We start from the raw sequence: 22,273 nt of genomic DNA, 5'->3' as shown, positions 1-22,273 counted from the left end.
TCCTGCCACGCCGCGGCGGGATGGCAAGCCTAGTCCGCCGCATCCTCCAGCGCGTGCATGTCTTCGTCGCTGAGGCCGAAGTGGTGCCCGATCTCGTGCACCAGCACGTGCTTGACCAGAAATTCGAGCTCCACGTCCCCGCGCTCCACCCATTCCAGCATGATCGGCACGCGGAACAGGCGGATGCGGTCCGGCATGGTGCCCGAATGCTCCACGCTGCGCTCCGTCAGCGGCAGGCCCTCGTAGACGCCGGTGAGGTCGTAGGCGCTTTCGATCTCCATGTCGGCGAGCAGCTCGTCCTCGGCAAAGTCCTGCACCTGCACCAGCACATCGCCCAGATGCGCGGTGAATTGTGCCGGCAAAGAGGCCCAGGCGGCCCGCGCCATCGCCTCCATTTCGCCCGCACTGCAAGCCATGCCGAAATCGCGTGTCATGGCGCGGGCGTTAAGCCCAAGCGAGGCGCTTGTCATCCACCCTGCGGCTCGCTAGACGCCCCGCTCTGCCAAGACAGGCATGCGGAGCGGTGGCCGAGTGGTCGAAGGCGCACGCCTGGAAAGTGTGTATACGTCAAAAGCGTATCGTGGGTTCGAATCCCACCCGCTCCGCCACCAACCCCCGGCACTGGTCTCAGCTTGCATGGTCTCCCTGTAACCCCCCGTAACAGGGGCATATTATTAGGGACTTGCGTAACGGCGGAAGGTCATCCGGCGTCTCACGATCGATATCAGGGGCCTTTTGCGGGGCGCGTCTCTAGCGAGATGAGCATCGGTGCGGTTTCCCTGCTAAACAGGGAATAACAGGGAAAATATCTTATTTCGCCTAATAATCAGGCTGATTTAGGGGGTTTGGGCCAATTTGCTCGCCAGAATATCGCGCGATTTCCGAAGCTTGCGCGTACGAAAATGGGGTTTCCCTGTTATTCGACGGAACAGGGTATTAATTCGACCGAACAGGGACATTTTTCCGCGGTAACAGGGATGTTATTGCGCAGAACAGGGATTGGCGTGACCTGTGTTTTGGCCCCACCGGAGGGCCTCACGCTGCTGCGACCAGATGAGCGGAATAGAAAGCGTCTTCAGCGCCTCGACGTTGAAGTGGGGAGGCTGGAGGCCGCGCAGGATATCGCGTTGGAGATCGGGCGCAAGGAACGCGAGCCGCAGGATCGTCCGCTCGTAAAATGACGCTGGTGAGGTAGTCAGCACCGGCAGTCCGCGCTCTCGATCAAGCATCGCGTGGGCCTTACGGAGCGATGCGATCAGTATGGGATCGGGGCGAGCCTGGCGCGGCTGGCCGCGCACGACCATGCGCTTGCCGCCCCGCAGCGAAAGAGAAAGTGGGAGCAGGATGGTCGCAGTGTTCCTGGTCTCGTGAAGGATGCGCTCCTCGTCTGAAATGTTGGTCGCGATCTCGGCCGGGCGTACACCTTCCAGCTCGAACAAAAGCCCGTCGTGGCGCAGTCGTACGCGGGCCAGATGCACGAGACGGCCATCCTGCCGCGGCAGCCATCGCGCTAGGGCCTCCAGAACTACTTTCTCAATCGCCAGGGCAGGCAGGCGGCGCCGCTTGTCGTCATTCACCTTTATGCCCTGCTGCAGCGAGGCCGATACGTAATAGCGGTAGGCACGTCCTGACTGCCCGCGTGAGGTCGTCGGGCTCATGGGCTCGCCATCGCAATCGAACAGCTTGCCCGAGAGAGCTGCTTTTCCCGTGCGTGAGGTTTCGGTCGAGCGATGCCGCCGGGCGTTGGCATCAAGATGCTGCTGGACCTTGTCGAACAGCTCCTGCGGAACGATGCCCAAATGCTGGCCTTCGTGGAGCTGGTCCTTGTGGCGGATTCGGCCGATGTAGATCGGATTGCGCAGCAAGTGGAACAGCGCTCCGCGGCTGAACGGGGTGCCGCCGGTCTCCCGTCCCTTGGCAGTTGTCCGGAGCCGGGAGAAGATTTGCTGCCGGGCGAGCTCTCGCTGCAGGGCGTGAACCGAGCCCAACTCGAGGTAGCGGGTGAACATGCTGCGAACCGTAGCGGCTTCTTCCCCATGAACCTCAAGCACGCGGGATCCCGCCTTGGGCAGGTCATAGCCCAGCGGCGGGTTGCCGCCCATCCACAGACCCTTCGCCTTGGAGGCCGCGATCTTGTCGCGGATGCGCTCGCCGGTTACCTCGCGCTCGAACTGGGCGAACGACAACAGCACGTTGAGCATCAGCCGACCCATCGAACTGGTGGTGTTGAACGACTGGGTGACCGAGACGAAGCTCACTCCGGCCTTCTCGAACACCTCGACGATGCGGGCAAAGTCAGCAAGGCTACGGGTGAGACGATCGATCTTGTATACCACCACGATGTCAACCTTGCCCGCGGCAATATCCGCGAGCAGCGCCTGCAAGCCGGGCCGCTCGATATTACCGCCGGAGTAGCCACCGTCGTCGTAGTGATCGGGTAGTTGGGTCCAACCCTCACTCGCCTGGCTAAGCACGTAAGCGGCACAGGCCTCGCGCTGGGCATCCAGACTGTTGAACGACTGCTCGAGCCCTTCCTCCGAGCTCTTGCGGGTGTAGATCGCGCAGCGAAGCGTGGGGCTGGCCATCAGCTCCTCCGCAAGCCGAAGAAGCGTGGCCCGTTCCACCGCGAGCCGGCAATGGCGCTGGCAGCTGCCGAGAGGCTGGCGAACAGCTGGCCCTCCCAGCGGAAGCCCTCATCCTCGACGATAACTCTCACTTCGCGACCCTGCCAGTGGCGGGTGAGAACGGCGCCGTTACCCAGATGCTGTCCCTCGGGCTCAACCGGGCCGCTGCGGGAGAGGAGCCTCCTTGTCTCCGCATCGAGTCCCCCCAAAGCGGAAGATTGGATGCGCCATGCCAGGAGCAGCCGGAGGATCGGCGCTGAGCGCAGCGGCGGCGGCGCGCCCCAGAGCTGTCGCCACCGGTCGCGCAGTTCCTCGAGATCCATCGCTTCGAGGGCCTCGACCTGTGCATCGACAGCTACGCCGCTCATGCTGCCATCTCCGCGCAGTAGCGTCGGACGCCATCAAGCTTCTCCGAGGTGATGATGAGCCCTCGCTTCTTGAGCGCGCCGGCCAGCGCCCCGCGGACCGAGTGCTGCTGCCAGCCGGTTGCGGCGACCATCTCGGCAATTGAGGCGCCATTCTCGCGCGTCAGCAGCGCCTGCAGCTGGTGGAGGCGCGAGGTTGCCTTGGGCGGGGGAGCGGCAGACGTGGAAACAGGAGCAGCAGCGGCCTCAGGGGTGCGGGCCATGCGGCGCGGCTTGCGGGTGGTCGTGGTGGTATTTGGCATGTCGGTGTCCTTCGGTAGCGCGAAGGCCCGAGTGGCCGCCGCTACCGGGACAAGCCCGGCTCGGCCGGGCGCGGGATCAGCAATGCTCGATTGCGCGCCGCAATCCAGTCCTCTTCGCGAAGGCTGGAAAGTATCTGAGCGCGTTCGTTGATGACGCCTTTCCGCAACCCCGGGGATAACCTGGTGGCCGTCTTGGTCCCTGATTTGCGTTCCTGTATTGTTCACGCCATGAGCGACACCGACGAGCCGGCAACTCTGACTGCCACCCGCCCGCTGGAAGTGATCTATCGGCCCCTGTCCAGTCTGATCCCCGATCCGCGCAACGCGCGCACGCATCCCAAGCGGCAGATCGAGCAAATCGTCGCTTCGATCCGGGCTTTTGGCTTTACGAACCCGATCCTGGCCGATCCCGCCGGCAACATCATCGCCGGGCATGGCCGTCTGCGCGCGGCACGCGAGATAGGCCTTGCCGAAGTACCGGTAATCACGCTGGTGGGACTTTCCGAGGCGGAGAAGAAGGCGCTACGGCTCGCCGACAACAAGATCGCCCTCAACGCTGGCTGGGATGTCGAGATCCTCAAGCTGGAGCTCGCCGAGCTTTCGCTTCCCGAGATCGACATCGACCTTGGCCTCACCGGGTTCAGTCCCGGTGAGATCGACGTGGTACTGGCCGGCCAGGATGATCCCGACGACGAGGTAATTCCGGAGGTTCCTGTGACCGTGAGGGTGCAGCCCGGCGACATCTGGCAGCTGGGCGAACACCGCATAGCCTGCGGCGACGGACGCGATGTCGCCTTCCTGCGACAGCTGGTGGGCGAAGGCGCTTCGATCGACTGCGCGTTCCTCGACCCGCCCTACAACGTGAAGATCAACGGCCATGCCAATGCCAAGGGCCGTCACCGCGAGTTCGCCATGGCGTCTGGCGAGATGACAACATCCCAGTTTCGCACCTTCCTTGGCGATACGTTGGGAGCCTGCGCCAAGGTATCGCGCGGCGGCGCGGTGCATTTCGTCTGCATGGACTGGCGGCACATGGACGACGTTACCGCAGCGGTTGGCGATGTCTACACCGAGCTCCTCAACATCTGCGTCTGGAACAAGAGCAATGCGGGCATGGGCTCACTCTACCGCAGCAAGCACGAGATGGTTTTCGTCTACCGGGTCGGCGAGGCGCCGCACGCCAACAACGTCGAGCTAGGCAAACACGGGCGCAACCGCACTAACGTCTGGGACTATGCCAGCGTCAACTCAATGCGCGGCTCGCGCCGCGAGGATCTTGCGCTGCACCCCACGGTCAAGCCGGTCGCCATGGTTGCCGATGCCATCTGCGACGTCACCCGGCAGGGTGAGTTGGTCCTCGACATCTTCCTTGGCTCGGGCACCAGTCTGATAGCGGCAGAGCGGGTCGGGCGGCAGTTCCGCGGTCTCGATATCGATCCCGCCTATGTCGACCTTGCCATGACCCGCTGGTCTGAGATCACCGGGGGAGAACCGGTGTTGGTCGAGCGTGATGGCCTGAAGGTCGAGCGATGAGCGGGGCGGGGGATGGCCGGTTCGTAAAGGGTCGGTCCGGCAACCCGGCAGGGCGGCCGAAGGCACGACGGCCCAATGTCTCGGCGTTCGACATCATCTTCGACAAGACGCTGACGGTGACGCAGGGCGGCAGGCAGCGCGAGCTCAGTATCGACGAGGCGCTCGAGCTGCAGACCTATCACGCAGCGCTCAAGGGCAGCCGCATGGCGATCCGCAAGGTTCTCAAGATGATCGAGAAGCGCGAGAAGGCACTGGCGAAGGCCAACACGGCTCCAGTGAACCCGATCACGATCCGTGCTCAGTACTCCTCCGGCAACGCCAACGAGGCGCTCCGTCTGCTCGGCATCGCCGAACCTGATCCCGGGTTCGCAACCCGCATCAAGGTAAACGCTTGGGCAACACAGGCAGCGCTTCGTCGGCCAGGTCGTGCGAAGTTCTCGCCTAAGGATGTCGCGGATATCAAGTTCTTCACGTTCGATGCCGAGCGCCTGCGCTGGCCGCGTGGAAGGAACGCGTGATGGACCGTGAACCGGTCGGTTACGCAAAACCGCCTGCCGCGACACGGTTCGCGAAGGGACGATCCGGCAATCCGAAAGGTCGACCAAAGAACCGCCGTCGCCAGCTGCCCCACGACGCGGTGCTGGGTCAGATGGTCACGATCCGGGAGGACGGGCGCGAGCGCCGGGTGACCGCCGCCGAAGCCTTCCTGTTGCAGCTTACCCAGAAGGGTCTTGCTGGCGACAGCGCCGCCGCGCGCGCTTCGCTCGAGGCGATTGAAGCGGCGCGTGCCAGTCGTGGCATCGAGGAAGATCCCATCGAGGTCATCATCCTCAAACCGATACAGAACGGAGCCGACGCGATCCTCGATACGCTCGACCTTGCGAGGCTAAAATATCCTGGAGATGAAAAGCGGGTTCGCTGGGAGATCCGCCCTTGGGCTGTTGAATTAGCGCTCGCCCGAATGGGCTCGAATAGGCTGACCGAAGAGCAGCAGGGGGAAGTCTGGCGCAACACCCAAACGCCCCATAAGGTCAGATGGCCGGACTGGTGGATTGTGCGCCAGTGAATGGCAGCTTTGCGCCCCAATCTCGGTCATTCGCGGTGAGAGCCGACGAACTCAAAAGCAGACATTGTCGCCGTGCAAAACGGTCGCGACGGGGTTAATGACGCCGACGTCGTCGCCCTCTTAGCGCTGGGGCTAGCGCCCGCGTTTCGTGTTCGACTGGACGATCGCCACGATGATCAAACTGAAGGCCAGCAATCGGATCAAAAACAGGGGACTGCGCTCCTCGACGGGAATATTCGTCAGTGCCAGCCAAGTGTAATTGACCGCGAGCAGAAAAAAACTTGCTGAAAAGGTCAGGAACAAGCTCTGCCCTGTGCGCCGCCAGTACGACAGGAAAAGCAGTGCGGCGACGGCGAATCCCATCACGATCGCGCCGGACAGGAACTGGTCGAGCATCACCGTTCGCGCTCCGCTTCCCAGATGAATCCGAACAAAAGAACCGCGACCGCGACAAGTGTCAGGAGCAGGCGCGGGGTGCGGAACGAAACCTCGGTCAGGACCAACTGATCGATTACTACGATCAGGTTCGAAAGGGCCAGGAACACGAAGCACACGGCGCTCCAAAGCAGGACCGGGGTCCGCGACGCTGCGTATCGGCGCACCAGCAGAACCGCGCAAAGTGCACTCGTCAGGAAACACAGCAGGTAGACGAGATCGGGCAGGGTGAGGGCCATGCTCAGTCCTTTCTCAAGCGGAATGCATCGGCAAAGGCGTCGAGTGCCGGGTTCTGCCGCGAGACAATCAATCGCCGGGTCCGTCCCGGAAAGCGCCCGTAGAAATCGCACGCCGCGCGGGCGAGATCGCCGATCGCTTCACTGCTCGGCTGGAACCGGATGCGACCTCCATCTTCGATCACTGCGATCCCTGCCGCGCTGAGCGCCGAGGAGCCCTGCAAGACCACAAGCTCGCTCGCGCGCATCCGCTCGACCAGATTTTTCGCCGTGATCGAGCCTGAAGGGTCCCCGAGCAACTCGCGAAGCAGCTCCAGGTCCCAGATCGAGGCGAAGCAGTCGCGAATGAAGTTTTCGATTTCCCGGTCGGTTGCCATGCCGCCGCCTGCACTCCCCGTCTTCTTCTGATGGCCCGTTCTAGGGGTCTCGCCCGTCGTTGGCAAATCGCCTGGCCACGGAACTTTTCGGTGAGGAACGGATTTGTCCCTTGGGGTTGTGTGCTTGTAAGAATGGCAGGCACTTCAGTTCGCAACAGACTCTCGCCGAATGGAGCGGCCGATCACTCCAGGGAGATTGGGACGTGGGGTCAGCGCAAGAAGCCGATAATTGTGCGCATCTGCGCGAAGGCCTCATCGCCGCGCTCACGCGCTTGCGTGAAGGCGATTTCACCGTGCGTCTCGAACTCGATTCAGCCGATGCGCGGGATGCGGAAATTGCCGTCCTGTTCAATCAGGTCGTTGGTCTGAACGAGACCATCACCGACGAATTCAATCGCGTTGCGAAAGTCGTCGGCAAGGAAGGCGAGATCACCCAGCGTGCCACGGTAGAGGGCGCGGCCGGGGGCTGGCAGATGAAGCTCGATGCGGTGAACGAACTAGTCGACGACATGGTCCAGCCGACCACCGAGGTTGCCCGTGTCATCGGCGCGGTGGCCGAAGGCGACTTGTCGCAGCACATGTCAGTCGAGATCGACGGCCGCGGCCTCAAGGGCGAATTCCTTCGCATCGGCAAGGTGGTGAACACTATGGTCGACCAGCTTGGCTCGTTCGCCTCCGAAGTTACGCGCGTGGCGCGCGAGGTCGGTACCGAGGGAAAGCTCGGCGGACAGGCGCGGGTGAAGGGCGTCGCCGGTACTTGGCGCGACCTGACCGAGAACGTGAACTTGATGGCCGAGAATCTTACAGGCCAGGTCCGCAACATCGCCGAAGTGACGACCGCCGTGGCTCGCGGAGATCTGTCCAAGAAAATCACTGTCGATGTGAAGGGCGAAATCCTCGAGCTGAAGGTAACCGTCAACACGATGGTCGATCAGCTCAATGCCTTTGCGAGCGAAGTTACACGCGTTGCTCGTGAAGTGGGCACCGAGGGCAAGCTGGGTGGTCAGGCGGAAGTGCCCGGCGTTGCAGGTACTTGGGCCGATTTGACCGACAACGTGAACCTCATGGCAGCCAACCTGACTGGCCAGGTGCGCAATATCGCAGAGGTGACCACCGCCGTGGCGCGCGGCGACTTGTCAAAGAAGATCACCGTGGAAGTGCGCGGTGAAATCGCCGAGCTAAAGAACACTATCAACACGATGGTCGACCAGCTCAATTCGTTCGCTTCCGAAGTGACCCGCGTGGCGCGCGAAGTCGGCACCGAAGGCCGCCTCGGCGGGCAAGCGCGCGTTGAAGGCGTGGGCGGCACGTGGAAGGACTTGACTGATAACGTGAACGAGCTGGCCGCGAACCTGACCGGCCAGGTGCGCAACATCGCTGAAGTGACCACGGCGGTGGCGCTGGGCGACCTCTCCAAGAAGATCACTGTCGATGTGAAGGGCGAGATCGCGGAGCTCAAGAACACCATCAATACCATGGTGGACCAGCTCAACTCGTTCGCCTCCGAAGTGACCCGCGTGGCGCGTGAAGTGGGTTCCGAGGGCAAGCTGGGCGGACAGGCCGAAGTGCCCGGCGTCGCGGGCACCTGGGCGGATCTCACGAACAATGTGAACGAGCTTGCCGCAAACCTGACCGGGCAAGTGCGCAACATCGCCGAAGTGACCACCGCGGTGGCGCGGGGCGATCTTTCCAAGAAGATAACCGTCGATGTAAAGGGCGAGATTCTAGAGCTCAAGGGCACCATCAACACGATGGTCGACCAGCTCAACTCGTTTGCGTCAGAAGTGACGCGTGTCGCCCGCGAAGTGGGCACGGAGGGCAAGCTCGGCGGCCAAGCGGCCGTGCCGGGCGTCGGCGGGACGTGGAAGGACCTCACCGAAAACGTGAACCTGATGGCCGATAACCTCACCGGCCAGGTGCGCAATATCGCTGAGGTGACGACCGCCGTGGCGCGCGGCGACTTGTCCAAGAAGATCACCGTAGACGTGAAGGGCGAGATTCTCGAACTCAAGAACACCGTCAACGTAATGGTGGACCAGCTCAATTCGTTCGCGTCCGAAGTGACCCGCGTGGCGCGCGAGGTCGGTACCGAAGGTAAGCTCGGCGGTCAGGCGGAAGTGCCGGGCGTTGGCGGGACATGGAAAGACCTGACCGACAACGTGAACCTCATGGCGACGAACCTCACCAACCAGGTCCGCGGTATCGCCGACGTCGTGACTGCGGTGGCGCAGGGCAACCTCAAGCGCAAACTGACGGTGGACGCGAAGGGCGAGATCGCAGCGCTCGCCGAAACGATTAACGGCATGATCGAGACTTTGTCCACATTCGGTGATCAGGTGACCAACATGGCGCGCGAGGTCGGCGTCGAAGGTCGACTTGGCGGCCAGGCGCGCGTGCCAGGCGCAGCGGGCCTCTGGCGCGACCTCACTGACAACGTGAACCAGCTTGCGGCGAACCTCACCAATCAGGTCCGCTCGATCGCCGAGGTGGCGACTGCCGTGACCAAGGGCGACCTTACACGGTCCATCTCAGTCGAAGCATCGGGCGAGATGGCCTCCCTCAAGGATACGATCAACGAGATGATCGTGAACCTGAAAGACCAGACCCTCAAGAACGCCGAGCAGGACTGGCTCAAGACCAACCTCGCCCGGTTCAGCCGCATGCTGCAGGGCGAGCGCGACCTGGCAACAATCTCAAATCTGATTATGAGCGAGCTCGCACCGCTCGTGAACGCACAGTACGGCGTGTTCTACGTCGCCAACGACACCGATGGGCCGAGCGGGTCGCTCGACCTTGTGGCCAGTTACGGCGCCGGCGATCCGGACAAGATGAAGCCGCGCTTTTCCTTGCGAGAGGGCCTGATCGGTCAGGCAGCAGCGGACAAGCGGCCGATGCGGCTCGACAACGTACCCGGCGACTATATTCGCATCGGCTCGGGCCTTGGCGAGGGCCGCCCGGCGCACGTCAATATCCTCCCTGCCCTGTTCGAGGATGAGGTAAAGGCCGTCATCGAACTCGCGTCGTTCGAGGAGTTCAATGAGACCCACCACAGCTTCTTGACCCAGCTGATGGAGACCGTCGGCATCGTGCTGAACACGATTGCGGCGACCATGCGGACAGAGGAGCTGCTTAAGGAATCGCAGCTGCTCACCACCGAACTGCAGACTCGCCAATCGGAACTGACGATCAAGCAGGAAGAATTGCACAACACCAACGAGGAGTTACAGGAAAAGGCGCAGCTGCTCGAGAACGAGAAGAAGCAGGTCGAAGCGAAGAACTTCGAAATCGATATGGCGCGCCGCGCGGTCGAGGAAAAGGCTGAGCAGCTGGCGCTGACCTCGAAATACAAGAGCGAATTTCTCGCCAACATGAGCCACGAATTGCGCACGCCGCTCAATTCGCTGCTCATCCTTTCAAAGCTGCTGGCCGACAACCAGGGCGGGAACCTCAACGAGAAGCAGACCGAGTTTGCGCGCACGATCCACGGCGCAGGAACCGACCTGCTCAACCTCATCAACGACATCCTCGACCTGTCGAAGATTGAGTCTGGTACCGTGTCGATCGAACTCGGTGACATGCCGCTCGCGGCTCTGCAGCAGCACATGGAGCGTACTTTCCGCCAATTGGCTTCGGAAAAGGGCCTGACCTTTGACGTCAACTTTTCGGCCGAATTGCCGCAGTCGATTCACACCGATGAAAAGCGGCTGCAGCAGGTCGTACTCAACCTCCTGTCCAATGCGTTTAAGTTCACTGCACACGGGAAGGTCGAGCTCGATGTCGGGATTGCCGCATCGGGCTGGAACACTACTCATCCCGTCCTTCGCGATGTGACCGAAGTTTTGGCGATTTCCGTGAGCGACACCGGAATCGGCATTCCATCCGACAAGCAGAAACTCATCTTCGAGGCATTCCAGCAGGCGGACGGCACCACCAGCCGCAAATATGGCGGCACCGGGCTCGGACTGTCGATCAGCCGCGAGATTGCCGGCTTGCTCGGCGGCGAATTGCAGGTCAGCTCGACACCCGGTGAAGGATCGACGTTCACGCTGTTTCTGCCCCTTCGCGCCGCCAGTGCGCCCGCCCTTTCGCATCCAGTGGCGAGCGATGCCGCGCCGATCCTTCCGGTGGCGGAACCGACCGACGACCGCGGCAACCTCGGCAAGGACGCCGTCGTGCTCATCGTGGAGGACGACCCAACCTTCGCGTCGATCGTCCTCGACATGGTCCACGAGGAAGGTCTCAAGGGAGTGATTTCGCCCACCGGCAGCGGAACGACTGCGCTCGCCCGCAAGATCAAGCCCGCCGCCATCACGCTCGACCTAGGTCTCAGCGACATGGACGGCTTCGTCCTTCTCGACCTCCTTCGTGGCGACGCCGAGACCGCGGCAATCCCGATCTACGTCATTTCAGGAGGCGAACTGGCCGAGGACGCGCGCAGCCTAGGCGCGACCGACGTGATCGAAAAGCCTGTCGAGCGCGAGCGGCTGACCGAGCTCTTCAAGGGTGTGGCGCAGCGCAAGCCGCGCAAGGCCGCATCGTCCAAATCGCGCAAGAAGGCCTCCGTTCCGGCAAACGAGCTTGCCGGTAAGCAGATCCTCATCGTCGATGACGACATCCGCAACATCTACTCGTTGACCAGCGTGCTCGAAGCGCGCGGTGCTTCGGTCATGCACGCGGAGCGCGGTCAGGAGGCCATTGACCTGCTCGAAAGTCATTCCGGCATCGATGTCGCTCTGGTCGACATCATGATGCCCGAGATGGACGGCTACGAAACGATGCGGCGCATCAGGGCCAAGCCGCGCATCGCGGAAATCCCGCTCGTCGCCGTCACTGCAAAGGCCATGGTCGGCGATCGCCAGAAATGCCTCGACGCTGGTGCCGACGACTACGTCGCCAAGCCGGTCGATGTCGACGTGCTGATGGCACTGTTGCGGGTGACGTTCGAAAGGGCCGCGCTTGATCGACCAGATGGTCGCCGCGCAAAGAAAAAGGCGGCTGCGTGAACCAGCCCGTGATCAGCGACAGCCCTGCCAAAATCCTGATCGTCGACGATGACGATCGAAACCTGCTTGCCCTCTCCGAAGTACTCGCGCCGATTGCCGAAGTCGTATGCACCAGCTCCGGTCACGACGCACTACGGCAATTGCTGCGCGAAGAATTCGCCGTCATCCTTCTGGACGTCTTCATGCCTGATCTCGACGGGTATGAGACCGCCGCGCTGATCCGCCAGCGAGAGCAGACGGCGGGCACGCCGATTATCTTCTTGTCCGCCGTCAACAAGGAAACCGAGCACCTGATGCGCGGCTACGAAATGGGTGCGGTTGATTATGTGTTCAAACCCGTCGACCCGGTTGTCATCAAATCGAAGGTCGCGGTGTTCGTCGACTTGTTTCGCACCCGGCGCCAGCTCGAGACCAGCGAGAAGCGGCAAGCCTCAATCCTGCGTGCGCTGCCCATGGCGATTTACGAGATCACCGACCGCAACGGTGAAATGTTCCGCCAGTTTCGTGGCGGCGACCTGGCCCATTTTCTCGGCGATGAAGCGGAGTCCGTGCTCAGAGGCGACCGCGAGTGGCAGGAATGGGTTCACCCGGACGACCGCCTGCGCCTGTCGCAGGATGCCGAGCGCGGGAGCGACAGCGTTGTGATCGAATACCGCTGGATTGGCCCCCAAGGATCGCGCCACCATATCCTCGATCAGCGGGTGCGAACCGGCACCGGCGCTGCGCGTGGCTGGGCCGGGTCGCTGCTCGACATCACCGAGCGCAAGGAACTGGAGGCCCGGCTGGTCCACGCCGGCAAGCTCGACGCACTGGGCCAGCTCACCGGCGGCGTCGCCCACGATTTCAACAACCTCCTCGCCGCCATGCTCGGCGGGATCAGCATCCTCGAACGAAGACTGCAGCTGGGTGAACGCGAGCAGCTCGTGGTCGATCAGATGCGGCACGCTGCAACGCAAGGGACCGAGCTGGTACGGCGTATGATGGCCTTCGCCCGCCAACAGGAATTGACTCCCAGCAGTATCGACCCGGCGAGCCTGTGCGATTCGGTGGCCGGGCTCGTGAATCATACCCTCGGCGGCAAGGTCGAGGTCATCTGGGACTGCCCAGACGCGGGGCACAACCTGTTCGTCGATCGCGGACAACTGGAACTGGCGGTGATGAATCTCATCATCAATGCGCGCGATGCGATGCCCGATGGCGGCACGATCCACGTCTCGATTTCCGAGGGGAAGACTGCTGACCCAAACAAGCCGATGCTGAGCATCGTAGTCGCGGACACCGGGACGGGCATCCCAGACGACATCCTTGCCAAGGTCAGCGAGCCGTTTTTCACCACCAAGGAGGCGGGCAAGGGCACTGGTCTCGGATTATCGATGGTGTCGGGCTTTGCGCACCAGTCCGGCGGAGAGATTCGCATAGACAGCAAGGTCGGCAAAGGCACTCGGATCGAGCTCACCCTGCCGGCGACGCGGTCCGAAGCAAGCGAAGGAAAGCCGGTTCGTGTCTCTGACGAAGACTTCGACTGGATCAAGGGAAAGGCATTCCTTCTGATCGATGACGACGATGCGGTCCGCGTCGTGCTCGGCGAGCAGTTACGTGATGCGGGGGGAACCGTGCGCGATTTCGCCAGTGGCAATGCGGCGATAGCCGGCGTCGAGCGGGATCGGGAATCTGTCGATTTCGTGCTCAGCGACTTCGCGATGCCCGGCCTCGACGGGATCAAGACATTGCAAAAGATCGGCGAACTCATTCCCAACGCTCGGCGAGTTCTGATGACAGGAAATGCCGACGATCCGCGTCTTACTTTTAGCAAGGACATACCCGTCCTCCGCAAGCCGCTGAGCTTGCAGCAGTTAACGGAAATCATGACCGGGTAAGGAGCCGAACGTATCTCCACCCTAGCGACTGGCCGAAAGGCTGATTTGCAGCCCAATGCGGACGGAGTGCTGGAACGCTTTCTGGCCGACTACAGTAAGGCAGTCGTTTCGCCCCAAGCCATTGTGCCCACCGCCACAGGCGCAATCAGCCTCTTCAAGTCCACGAGGTCGTCATCGAAATGATTGCGACACATTCGCAGAAACACCTTGATCCTCCAGTAGCTGGAGGTTGTAGGGGGCAGGAATGACTGACGACGAATCAGATAGCTGCGGCTGCACCGGCGACACCAAAAGAGCGGAAACGGATCCCGCGTACCGCCGCGCGCTGTGGTGGGTGGTCATTCTCAATGTCGGCTTCGGTATCGTCGAACTCGTCGGCGGATTTGTAGCGAACAGCCAGGCGTTGAAGGCCGATGCGCTCGATTTCCTCGGAGACGGCTCGATCACCTTCGTCGGTCTGCTCGCTCTCGGCTGGGCGGCGTCCACCCGTGCGCGCGTCGCGATGACGCAGGGACTCTTTCTCGGCATTCTCGGCCTAGCGGTCATCGGCATGGCGATCTGGCGGGCACTGAACGCCATCCCGCCGGAGCCGGAGCTGATGGGTGGCATTGGCGTCGCCGCGCTAATCGTGAACGTGACCGCCGCCTTGATCCTGGCCCGCTTCCGCGAGGGGGGCGACGCTCAAGCGCGCGCGATCTGGCTGTTCTCGCGCAACGACGCCATCAATAACGTGGCAGTGATCGCCGCGGCAGCGTTGGTCTTCTGGCTCGATAGCGCCTGGCCGGACATCATCGTCGCCGCCGTGATCGCCGTGATCTTTCTGCAGTCGGCGTGGGAGATCATCCGAGACGCGCGCGGCGAGTTGCGAGCAACGGCATGACGACCTTCCGTTACTTCCGGGCGCTGGTCCTCGCGCTTCTGGTGGGCTGCGCCCTCGCCGCTCCCGCTCGCGCTCAGACGGCACCTGCGCAGACCATATGGCGCCTCCTCGATTACATCGCAGTCGATTACGCAGGTGCGGTCTCCGACGGCCAAGTGGTGAATGAGGGCGAATACGTCGAGATGGTGGAGTTCTCCGCGAGCGTGCTTCAGCGGCTTGGCGAGCTTCCGCAATCCGAGGCGCGGGCGGGTCTTCTCCAAGGGGCGACCCGCCTAGAAGCAGCTATCGCGGCGAAGGCGGCTCCGGAAAGCATCGCTACGTCGGCCCGGCAGCTGGGAAGAGTCCTGTTGGCTGCTTACCCGGTGCCGCTCGCCCCATCGAACCTCCCCGATCTGGGTCGAGGCGCAGCACTCTATGCTCAGAACTGCGCCAGCTGCCATGGATTGGCGGGCGACGGGCGCGGCGCGGCCGCGACTGGCATGGACCCCCCGCCGATCGACTTCACTGACGAGGCTAGAGCGCGTGAACGGAGCCTATTCGGCCTCTATCAGGTCATCGAACAGGGCCTCGAAGGCACCGCAATGCCGTCCTTTGCACAGCTCAGCCCCGACGACCGATGGGCGCTCGCATTCCACGTCGGCCGCTATGCATATCCACGCGAGCTCGCTCGGTCGGGAGAAACGACGTGGTCGAGTGAGGATGCACTACCCCGCCTGATCCCGAACATGACTGCCCTGGCCGGCATGACTCCGGCGCAGCTAGAGAATGAGTTGGGAGCTGAGAAGGCGCGGGCCGTCACGGCTTACTTGCGCGGCAATCCAGAGGCTCTTTCCGGAGCGGAAGGTTCGCTCAGTCTGGCCAAGGAGCGATTGCAGGAGGCGCTCGACGCCTACGAAGCTGGCCAGCGGGCCAGAGCAACCGATCTGGCGCTTTCTGCCTACCTCGACGGTTTCGAGCCCGTTGAGCCGCTCCTGACGGCGCGTGATGCTTCGCTGATGAGGCGGATCGAAGAGGCGATGGCCGAGCTGCGCGCCCGCATCGGCCGCGGCGCGCCGGTAGACGAGGTGCGAGCGCAAGTCGCGATAGTACAGACCCTCTTCACAGACGCCGAAGTTCAGCTCAGCCCTGATAAGGCCAGCACTGCATCAAGCTTCTTGGGTGCCTTCACCATTCTTTTGCGCGAAGGGCTGGAGGCGCTTCTCCTCGTTATCGCGATGATCGCGTTCCTCAGGAAGGCCGATCGCCAGGATGTGCTGGGCTATGTTCATGGCGGGTGGATGGCAGCGCTTGTGGCTGGCGTAGCCACCTGGGCTGCAGCGACGTATCTGATCAGCATAAGCGGGGCGAGCCGCGAGCTGACCGAAGGCTTCGGTTCCATCTTGGCTGCGGTAATTCTCCTGTCGGTCGGAATTTGGATGCACGGGAAAGCCCAGGCTGGGGCATGGCAACGCTACATTAACGAGCGGCTCAGCAAGGCGCTCTCGAAGCGGTCTGCATGGTTCCTCTTTGGGCTTACCTTCCTCGTCGTCTATCGCGAGGTGTTCGAAACGGCACTCTTCTATGCAACGCTCTGGAACCAGGGAAATTCCGGCGCCGTTGCAGTGGGAGCGCTCGCCGCCATCGTCTTGCTTGCAGTGATCGCTGTTGCCATGCTTCGTTACAGCCGGAAAATTCCGATCGCGAAGTTCTTCACCTACAGCTCCGCGCTCATCGCCGTCCTGGCCGTGGTCCTCGCAGGCAAGGGAGTATCGGCCCTTCAGGAAGCGGGCTTTATCGACGTGCGGCCGCTCGCAGTTGTTCCTCGGATCGACCTGCTTGGTCTCACGCCCACTGTTCAATCGGTGCTCGCTCAGCTGGTCATGCTGGCCGCAGTGCTGTTCGGCTTCTGGTACAATCGGCGAGTGGCTCAACAGCGCTCCGCCCAGGTTGCCTCAATCGGCCGGCCGGCATGACCCGGACGCAAGGTCGAGGACGGGAGCGGGGGGAGAGCCGGTCCGCGATGACGCGGCCGGTTTCGCCAACGGCCCCGCGCGGTGCGGAGGAGACCTTGCAATCGTCGTCCGCTCCACGGCACGCTTCTGCAGCGTTCGCGGCGGCGATTGCGGCTGTCGCGGCCGACCAACTGACGAAGTCGCAAGCCTTCGCTTATGTGGCGCGCAATGGCGATCTCGAGCTGAACTCGTTTCTCGCGATCACCGCCGGCACCAACTCTGGGATCGCCTTCGGGCTGGCAACAGCGCTGCACCCATTGCTGCTGGTCGGAATGGCCGGTGCAATCTCGGTGTGGATCCTGATCCTCATACGAAGGTCGCAGGGCTTGCTGCGACAGGCCGCGCTTGGCATCATACTTGGCGGTGCGCTCGGCAATATTATCGACCGAGCCAGGCTGAGCGCCGTACGTGACTTTATCGACCTCCATTGGGAAAGTTGGCACTGGCCTACTTTTAACCTCGCCGACGCGTTCATCGTTACCGGCTTGCTGCTGATTGTCTTCCTCCCCGATCCGACGCGATCCGAGCCTTGCGACGAGCGAAGCGGTGACGCCACTGTCGCCAAGACAGGAACATGAAAGAGCTCCGCGCACCAACTTCGGATATCGCCGCGACCCTGCTTCGGGCACCCTACGATTATGTCCGCCGCACCTGCGGCGATCTTGGTTCCGATCTCTTCGAGGCGCGGCTGCTGCTCCGCCGCACCACCTGCATGCCCGGCTCGCGAGCAGCCGCTTTCGGCGATGACCCCGCCGGCGAAAACAAAGAACGTGATTTTCGAAAAGCGCGTGGCCCCGCGCTTCCATTTTCGGGTTCGGGTGAGCGCCAGCAGACTGAGCGCATACACGATTGCGTCCGACGAATTGTCGAGCCCGTTGGCGAGCAGTGCATCGGATTCGACAAAGTAGCCTGCCGCAAGCAATCCACTGGTTGTGATATTGAGTTACAGGACGAACCATAACGTGGGGCGCTTCTCGGCCGAGTCGAGATCGAGATTGGCTGAGCTCATGCCGTGCGCACCGCAGCTACTACCTGTTCCTACCTGGTGAAGGGTACCTCTCGAAAGGCCAGAAGTCGCAATGCGTTGAATACCACGAGCAGGGTCGACCCTTCGTGGGCGATAACAGCAGGTCCGATCCCTAGCCCGAGTATTGTTGCGGGCAACAGCAGCGCCACCACGCCCATGCTGACGAACACGTTCTGGCGAATGATCCGCCGCGTCCGCCGGCTGAGGTCAACCGCAAACGGCAACTTGGCAAGGTCGTCGGCCATCAGCGCGACATCGGCGGTTTCGAGCGCAACATCGGACCCGGCCGCTCCCATGGCGATCCCGACCGTGGCCGTGGCTAGTGCAGGGGCATCGTTGACGCCGTCGCCGACCATCGCGACCTTGCCCTCTTCCGTTCTGAGCTTCTTGATTGCCTCGACCTTGTCTTCGGGCATGAGATCGCCCCAGGCATCCTCGATGCCGACGCTTGCCGCGACGGCCTTTGCGACAGGTGTCGCATCTCCCGAGAGCATGATCATCCGGGTGATGCCGAGCTCGCGCAGGCGTGCGGTCGTCGCGGGGGCCGATTCGCGTGGGGTATCCATCAGCCCAATCACGCCGAGGTAGCGTGCGCCCTGGCGAGTGATCATGATCGTCCGGCCCTGCGCGCGCAGCTCGTCCGCAGAAGCTTTCACTTCCTGTGGCAGCGGCGTGCCGCCCGCCTCGGAAAAGAGCTCGTCGCGTCCGATGTGAACGACCTCGCCATCGACGACGGCTTCGACACCGCGTCCCGTGATTGATTTAAGGTCGGTCGCCTTCGCGGCCGGGCCTTCGAGCCTCTCCGTCCCATCGCGGACGATCGCCGCGGCGAGTGGATGGTCGCTGAGGACTTCCACCGCGACCGCCGTCCGCAACAGATCCTGTTCGGTGGCGTCAGCCACTTCCACCACATCCGTGACGCGCGGTCGTCCCTCGGTCAGCGTTCCCGTCTTGTCGAACGCGATGGCATTCAGGCCGCCCAGGTTCTCGAGCGGTCCCCCGCCTTTCACCAACACCCCGCCGCGGGCTGCGCGAGCCACGCCAGACAGAACAGCGCTCGGCGTTGCTATGGCGAGCGCGCATGGGCTGGCAGCGACCAGAACCGCCATCGCGCGATAGAAGGTGGCGCTGAACGGCTCGTCGATCACGGCCCCTGCGAACAACAGGATCACCACCAGCCCCAGGACGAGCGGCACGAAGATACGCTCGAACCGGTCAGTGAAGCGCTGGGTCGGAGACTTCTGCGTCTCCGCTTCGCTGACGAGCTTCACCACCTTGGCCAGTGTCGTGTCGGAAGAGAGACGCGTTACGTGAATGGCCAAGGCGCCCGAGCCGTTGATCGTCCCCGCGAATATCCTGGACGTGGCGGCGACGCTATCTGCAGCGGCCGCCGCAGCCGCGGCGTCCGGTACCGGCTGCTTGTCTACTGGAACGCTTTCGCCTGTCACTGGCGCCTGATTGACGCTGCTGGTGCCCTCGATCACGAACCCGTCCGCGGGCAGGCGCTCGTTGGGTTTGACGACGACGACGTCGCCGATCGCCAGCGCTTCGACAAGAACTTCCTCGGTCGCGCTTCCCCGCCGCACGACTGCCGTTTGCGGCGCCAGCTCTGCCAGCGCTTCGATCGCTTTCTTGGCACGCCCCATGGCGTAATGTTCGAGCGCATGGCCAAGGCTGAACAGGAACAGGAGCAATGCCCCCTCTGCGAACTCCCCCAGCGCGGCCGCACCGGCGGCCGCGACGAGCATGAGCGTGTCGATCTCGAAGCGGCGCAGCTTCAGCGAATCGAAGGCTTCCCGGACAGTAAAGAATCCGCCGAAGAAGTAGGCGGCGAGGTATAGGCCGGTCGAGACGAACTCCGGCGCGGCCCCGGTCCACGACAGGGCAAAACCAGTCGCGAGGGCGGCACCGGATATCAGCGCGAAATACAGTTCGGTGTTCGATCCGAAGATACTGCCGTGGGCGTGACCCGAACCCTCTCCGTGTTCATGGGAGCGCTCGGCATCTCTATTTTGCTCGTGCGTGTACTTACCGCCAGGGACCGGGGGCGCGGCCGCGGCGGACGCATCCGCGTGAGACGAAAGGGAGGTGGCGGCCGTCTCGGATTGCCTACGCCTGACACCGAGCGAGGCTAGCGCCGAACCGATCCTGGCCTCGTCGATGGCGCTTCGGTCAAACTCCACCCGGACCGCTCCGCTGGCCGTAGCTTGCGCTTCGAACACGCCCTCGAGCCGGTACAACGTCTCACTTACGGTTCGCGCGCGCCGCTCCTGCTCGATCCCATCGACCTGCCATACGAGGTGTCCAAACCGGGCGGTCAGGGTGGCTCCGGACGCACGCGCCGCCTTGCGCACCTGTGCAAGGCCGAGCTTTTCTGGATTGAAATGGACACAGAGTTTGGCCGGTTCGTCCTCGGCCGTTGCGATTACATGCGCTTCGCCCACGCCGTCTCGCTGCGTCAGTTCGTCAAGCAGCCGCGCGACACAGCGATCCGCCTCATCGGGAATGGTCGGCAGAAGGAGCGGAAGATAAAGACGTATGTGCTCGGTCACAGGGTGTATTCTCCTCAAAGACCGTTCTTGGACAGATCATGCTGGCAGCGGCTCCAAGCCGGTCTCCTGGGTGGCGAGCCTACCCGCTTCTTCGCAATCGGGTGGGTGGTCGTGGGAAGGATGTAGAGCGGCACGATGGTATCGACAACCAAATCGGCGATGACCACAATCGCGAGTGTCTTCTGGACGTCGGCACCGCGCCCGTTTGCAAGCGTTCTCGGCGAACGCCTCGCCAGCCGGTGGCCTGGTTTAGACTTGATGGTTGAACAAAAGGGTTGTTCTTTGCTAAGGGGCGCCAGATCTGATGACTCGCACCTATCGCCATTTTGTCCTGCACCCATTGGCCGTCCTGCTCATGCTGGTCGCGATGGTAGTCGGGACTGCGGCCGATGCGGCCACATGTGGGACCGAGGTGGCGCCAGTCAGCTTGGTTGACGCTGCTTCGTTCGCGGAAATCGAACCGGCGAGTCCCCAGGAACAACGTGACGGAACGGGTTCGCCTGGAGATCAGCACGGCATTTGCGGTCATGGCCACTGCCATCACAGCGCGAGTGTCACCGCGGCGATGTCTATGGAACGGGCTCCTGCTTCTGCGCTCACTGTGGTACCACCGAATACCATCGTTCTTTCTTCGGAAGAAAACGCGCGCCTGAGACGCCCTCCTCGCGCCTGACATGACCAAATGCGTCGCTCCTTGCGGCGCTTTTCGGCACGTCAGCAGAGGAAGAACCTAATAATGTCAGCCAAAAGATGGCGGGGCGCCCTTATCTCGGGGCTGTCCTTCGCTGCATACGCGATGCCTGTGGCGGCGCAGGAGCGCGAGCGCGAGCTCCTTTCGCTCGAAGAGGCCTTGAGCCGGTCAGGCTTGTCCGAAGGTGCCGCAGAAACGCAGTCGAATCCTCGCATCATCGGGCCACGTGCCGACACCGAGGCAGCGCAGGCGCTCGTCGGTCAGGCTCGATTGAGGCCAAATCCGGAGGTTTCGCTCGAGGTCGAAAACATCGCCGGAAGCGGCGCTTTTTCCGGCCTGAGCGCAGCCGAATACACGCTTTCGGTGGGACAGCGGCTTGAGCTCGGCGGCAAGCGCAACGCGCGCGTCCAGGCTGCCGAAGCCGAGGCGCAACTCGCAGGCGTTCGGGCTGATTTGGCGGAGGCCGAGCTCGGCTTTCTCGTGCGCGATCGCTATGTTGCCGCCGCGGCGGCAGCGTCACGGGTGGAGCTGGCGCTCGACATTGTCGAGAGAAATGTCGAACTTGCCCGAATAGCCGGCGTGCTTGTCGAGGTCGGCCGGGAGCCACCGCTCCGGGCGTTGCGCGCTCAGGCGGCACTGGCCGAAGCGCGAGCAGAGCTGCAGGCTGCCGAGGCTGCCAGTCTGGCCGCGCGCACCGCGCTTGCAGCGCTTTGGTCGGATGAGGGTGCCCCGCCGGTTGTTCCGAGCGCCTTTCCCAATATCGTGCCGCCAGGATCGGTGCTGGTCTCTGCGACGGGGCTTCAACTGCAAGTGGCGCGGGCCGAAAGCAGGGCCGCCGAAGCTGAAATCGACCGTGAGCGCAGCTTGCGCATTCCCGACCCGGTGGTTTCCGCCGGTGTGCGACGCTTTGAGGAAACCAATGACAACGCGTTCCTAGTCGGCGTTTCGATCCCGCTTCCGTTCGCCAATCGCAACCAGGGCAACATCGTTGCTTCCGAGGCCCGACTGCGCGCCGCCAACGCCCGCGAAGCGATAGCGCTTGCCGATTTCGGACAGGCGGTGACACGCGCCCGGGCACAATATCTCGCTGCCGAAGCCCGCGTCGAAACCCTTTCCGCCACGTCGCTCCCCCAGGCCGAGGAGGCGCTGCGGCTCGTCCGCATCGGCTACCGCAATGGCCGCTTCCCACTGATCGAGGTGCTGAGCGCGGCCGAGGCGCGCGATGCCATTCGCGAGGCTTTGATTGCCGCGCAGGAAGACCAGGGACAGGCAGCCGCCGAGCTCATCAGGCTGGCCGCACAATGAGGAATATAT

18 protein-coding genes and 1 tRNA gene are annotated in these 22,273 nt (G+C 62.9%); 11 read left to right on the top strand and 8 right to left on the bottom strand.

Annotation, left to right across the window (positions count from 1 at the left end; all coding sequences use genetic code 11):
- Window positions 1–29: 29 nt before the first annotated feature.
- Window positions 30–434: a metallopeptidase family protein gene (locus GRI62_RS09990; protein WP_131453213.1), complete on the bottom strand. Its 405-nt coding sequence runs from the start codon at window positions 432–434 to the stop codon at window positions 30–32.
- Between the two features lie 83 nt (window positions 435–517).
- Here GRI62_RS09990 and GRI62_RS09985 point away from each other — a divergent pair.
- Window positions 518–608 (top strand) — tRNA-Ser (locus GRI62_RS09985).
- Between the two features lie 372 nt (window positions 609–980).
- Here the strand turns inward: GRI62_RS09985 and GRI62_RS09980 are convergent.
- The 3 genes from GRI62_RS09980 to GRI62_RS09970 are packed head-to-tail and all read right to left on the bottom strand — an operon-like array spanning window position 981 to window position 3,291.
- The gene (locus GRI62_RS09980; protein WP_131453212.1) at window positions 981–2,585 is read right to left on the bottom strand and encodes a recombinase family protein; all 1,605 of its coding nucleotides are present in this window, start codon (window positions 2,583–2,585) and stop codon (window positions 981–983) included.
- Complete coding sequence (locus GRI62_RS09975; protein WP_131453211.1) at window positions 2,585–2,992, bottom strand: DUF2924 domain-containing protein; 408 nt, start codon at window positions 2,990–2,992, stop codon at window positions 2,585–2,587. The genes GRI62_RS09980 and GRI62_RS09975 overlap by 1 nt, the downstream gene beginning before the upstream one ends.
- The gene (locus GRI62_RS09970; protein ID WP_131453210.1) at window positions 2,989–3,291 is read right to left on the bottom strand and encodes a DUF3489 domain-containing protein; all 303 of its coding nucleotides are present in this window, start codon (window positions 3,289–3,291) and stop codon (window positions 2,989–2,991) included. Before GRI62_RS09970 ends, GRI62_RS09975 begins: the two co-directional genes overlap by 4 nt.
- Before the next feature lie 228 nt (window positions 3,292–3,519).
- Between GRI62_RS09970 and GRI62_RS09965 the strand changes: the two genes are divergently transcribed.
- The 3 genes from GRI62_RS09965 to GRI62_RS09955 are packed head-to-tail and all read left to right on the top strand — an operon-like array spanning window position 3,520 to window position 5,890.
- Window positions 3,520–4,824, top strand: coding sequence for a site-specific DNA-methyltransferase (locus GRI62_RS09965; protein WP_131453209.1), 1,305 nt, complete (start codon window positions 3,520–3,522; stop codon window positions 4,822–4,824).
- Window positions 4,821–5,342, top strand: a complete 522-nt coding sequence (locus tag GRI62_RS09960) for a DUF5681 domain-containing protein (RefSeq protein ID WP_131453208.1) — start codon at window positions 4,821–4,823, stop codon at window positions 5,340–5,342. The genes GRI62_RS09965 and GRI62_RS09960 overlap by 4 nt, the downstream gene beginning before the upstream one ends.
- On the top strand, window positions 5,342–5,890 hold the full coding sequence (locus GRI62_RS09955) for a DUF5681 domain-containing protein (RefSeq protein WP_131453207.1): 549 nt from the start codon (window positions 5,342–5,344) through the stop codon (window positions 5,888–5,890). The genes GRI62_RS09960 and GRI62_RS09955 overlap by 1 nt, the downstream gene beginning before the upstream one ends.
- Window positions 5,891–6,022: 132 nt before the next feature.
- Here GRI62_RS09955 and GRI62_RS09950 read toward each other — a convergent pair whose 3' ends face one another.
- From GRI62_RS09950 to GRI62_RS09940, 3 genes are read right to left on the bottom strand one after another with little or no spacing between them, the layout of a single operon-like run.
- Window positions 6,023–6,286, bottom strand: a complete 264-nt coding sequence (locus GRI62_RS09950; RefSeq protein WP_131453862.1) for a DUF5985 family protein — start codon at window positions 6,284–6,286, stop codon at window positions 6,023–6,025.
- Window positions 6,286–6,564, bottom strand: coding sequence for a DUF5985 family protein (locus GRI62_RS09945; protein WP_131453206.1), 279 nt, complete (start codon window positions 6,562–6,564; stop codon window positions 6,286–6,288). Before GRI62_RS09945 ends, GRI62_RS09950 begins: the two co-directional genes overlap by 1 nt.
- A 2-nt stretch (window positions 6,565–6,566) precedes the next feature.
- Window positions 6,567–6,938, bottom strand: a complete 372-nt coding sequence (locus tag GRI62_RS09940; protein WP_131453205.1) for a hypothetical protein — start codon at window positions 6,936–6,938, stop codon at window positions 6,567–6,569.
- A 203-nt stretch (window positions 6,939–7,141) separates the two neighbouring features.
- Between GRI62_RS09940 and GRI62_RS09935 the strand changes: the two genes are divergently transcribed.
- The 6 genes from GRI62_RS09935 (at window position 7,142) to GRI62_RS09910 (ending at window position 17,650) form a co-directional block, all read left to right on the top strand.
- Window positions 7,142–11,941 (top strand): HAMP domain-containing protein, encoded by a 4,800-nt coding sequence (locus tag GRI62_RS09935; protein ID WP_199802243.1) that lies wholly within the window; start codon window positions 7,142–7,144, stop codon window positions 11,939–11,941.
- Window positions 11,938–13,818 (top strand): response regulator, encoded by a 1,881-nt coding sequence (locus tag GRI62_RS09930; RefSeq protein ID WP_234032699.1) that lies wholly within the window; start codon window positions 11,938–11,940, stop codon window positions 13,816–13,818. The genes GRI62_RS09935 and GRI62_RS09930 overlap by 4 nt, the downstream gene beginning before the upstream one ends.
- Window positions 13,819–14,062: 244 nt before the next feature.
- Window positions 14,063–14,698 (top strand): cation transporter, encoded by a 636-nt coding sequence (locus tag GRI62_RS09925; protein WP_131453204.1) that lies wholly within the window; start codon window positions 14,063–14,065, stop codon window positions 14,696–14,698.
- Window positions 14,695–16,650: a cytochrome c/FTR1 family iron permease gene (locus GRI62_RS09920; RefSeq protein ID WP_131453203.1), complete on the top strand. Its 1,956-nt coding sequence runs from the start codon at window positions 14,695–14,697 to the stop codon at window positions 16,648–16,650. The genes GRI62_RS09925 and GRI62_RS09920 overlap by 4 nt, the downstream gene beginning before the upstream one ends.
- A 47-nt stretch (window positions 16,651–16,697) precedes the next feature.
- Window positions 16,698–17,267 (top strand): signal peptidase II, encoded by a 570-nt coding sequence (gene lspA / locus GRI62_RS09915; protein WP_160731860.1) that lies wholly within the window; start codon window positions 16,698–16,700, stop codon window positions 17,265–17,267.
- Window positions 17,264–17,650, top strand: coding sequence for a hypothetical protein (locus GRI62_RS09910; protein WP_131453201.1), 387 nt, complete (start codon window positions 17,264–17,266; stop codon window positions 17,648–17,650). The genes lspA and GRI62_RS09910 overlap by 4 nt, the downstream gene beginning before the upstream one ends.
- A 77-nt stretch (window positions 17,651–17,727) precedes the next feature.
- On the opposite strand, the gene GRI62_RS09905 is transcribed toward GRI62_RS09910, so the two are convergent.
- Entirely contained in the window at window positions 17,728–20,268 is a 2,541-nt protein-coding gene (locus tag GRI62_RS09905; RefSeq protein ID WP_131453200.1) for a heavy metal translocating P-type ATPase, read from the bottom strand.
- A 796-nt stretch (window positions 20,269–21,064) separates the two neighbouring features.
- Between GRI62_RS09905 and GRI62_RS09900 the strand changes: the two genes are divergently transcribed.
- The gene (locus GRI62_RS09900; RefSeq protein WP_234027589.1) at window positions 21,065–22,264 is read left to right on the top strand and encodes a TolC family protein; all 1,200 of its coding nucleotides are present in this window, start codon (window positions 21,065–21,067) and stop codon (window positions 22,262–22,264) included.
- The last annotated feature ends 9 nt before the right edge of the window (window positions 22,265–22,273 follow it).

The sequence above is a fragment of the Aurantiacibacter arachoides genome (genome assembly GCF_009827335.1).
Classification (GTDB): Bacteria; Pseudomonadota; Alphaproteobacteria; order Sphingomonadales; family Sphingomonadaceae; genus Alteraurantiacibacter; species Alteraurantiacibacter arachoides.
The sequence above is the reverse complement of the archived record's forward strand: the minus strand, read 5'-3'. Positions and strand labels throughout refer to the sequence as shown.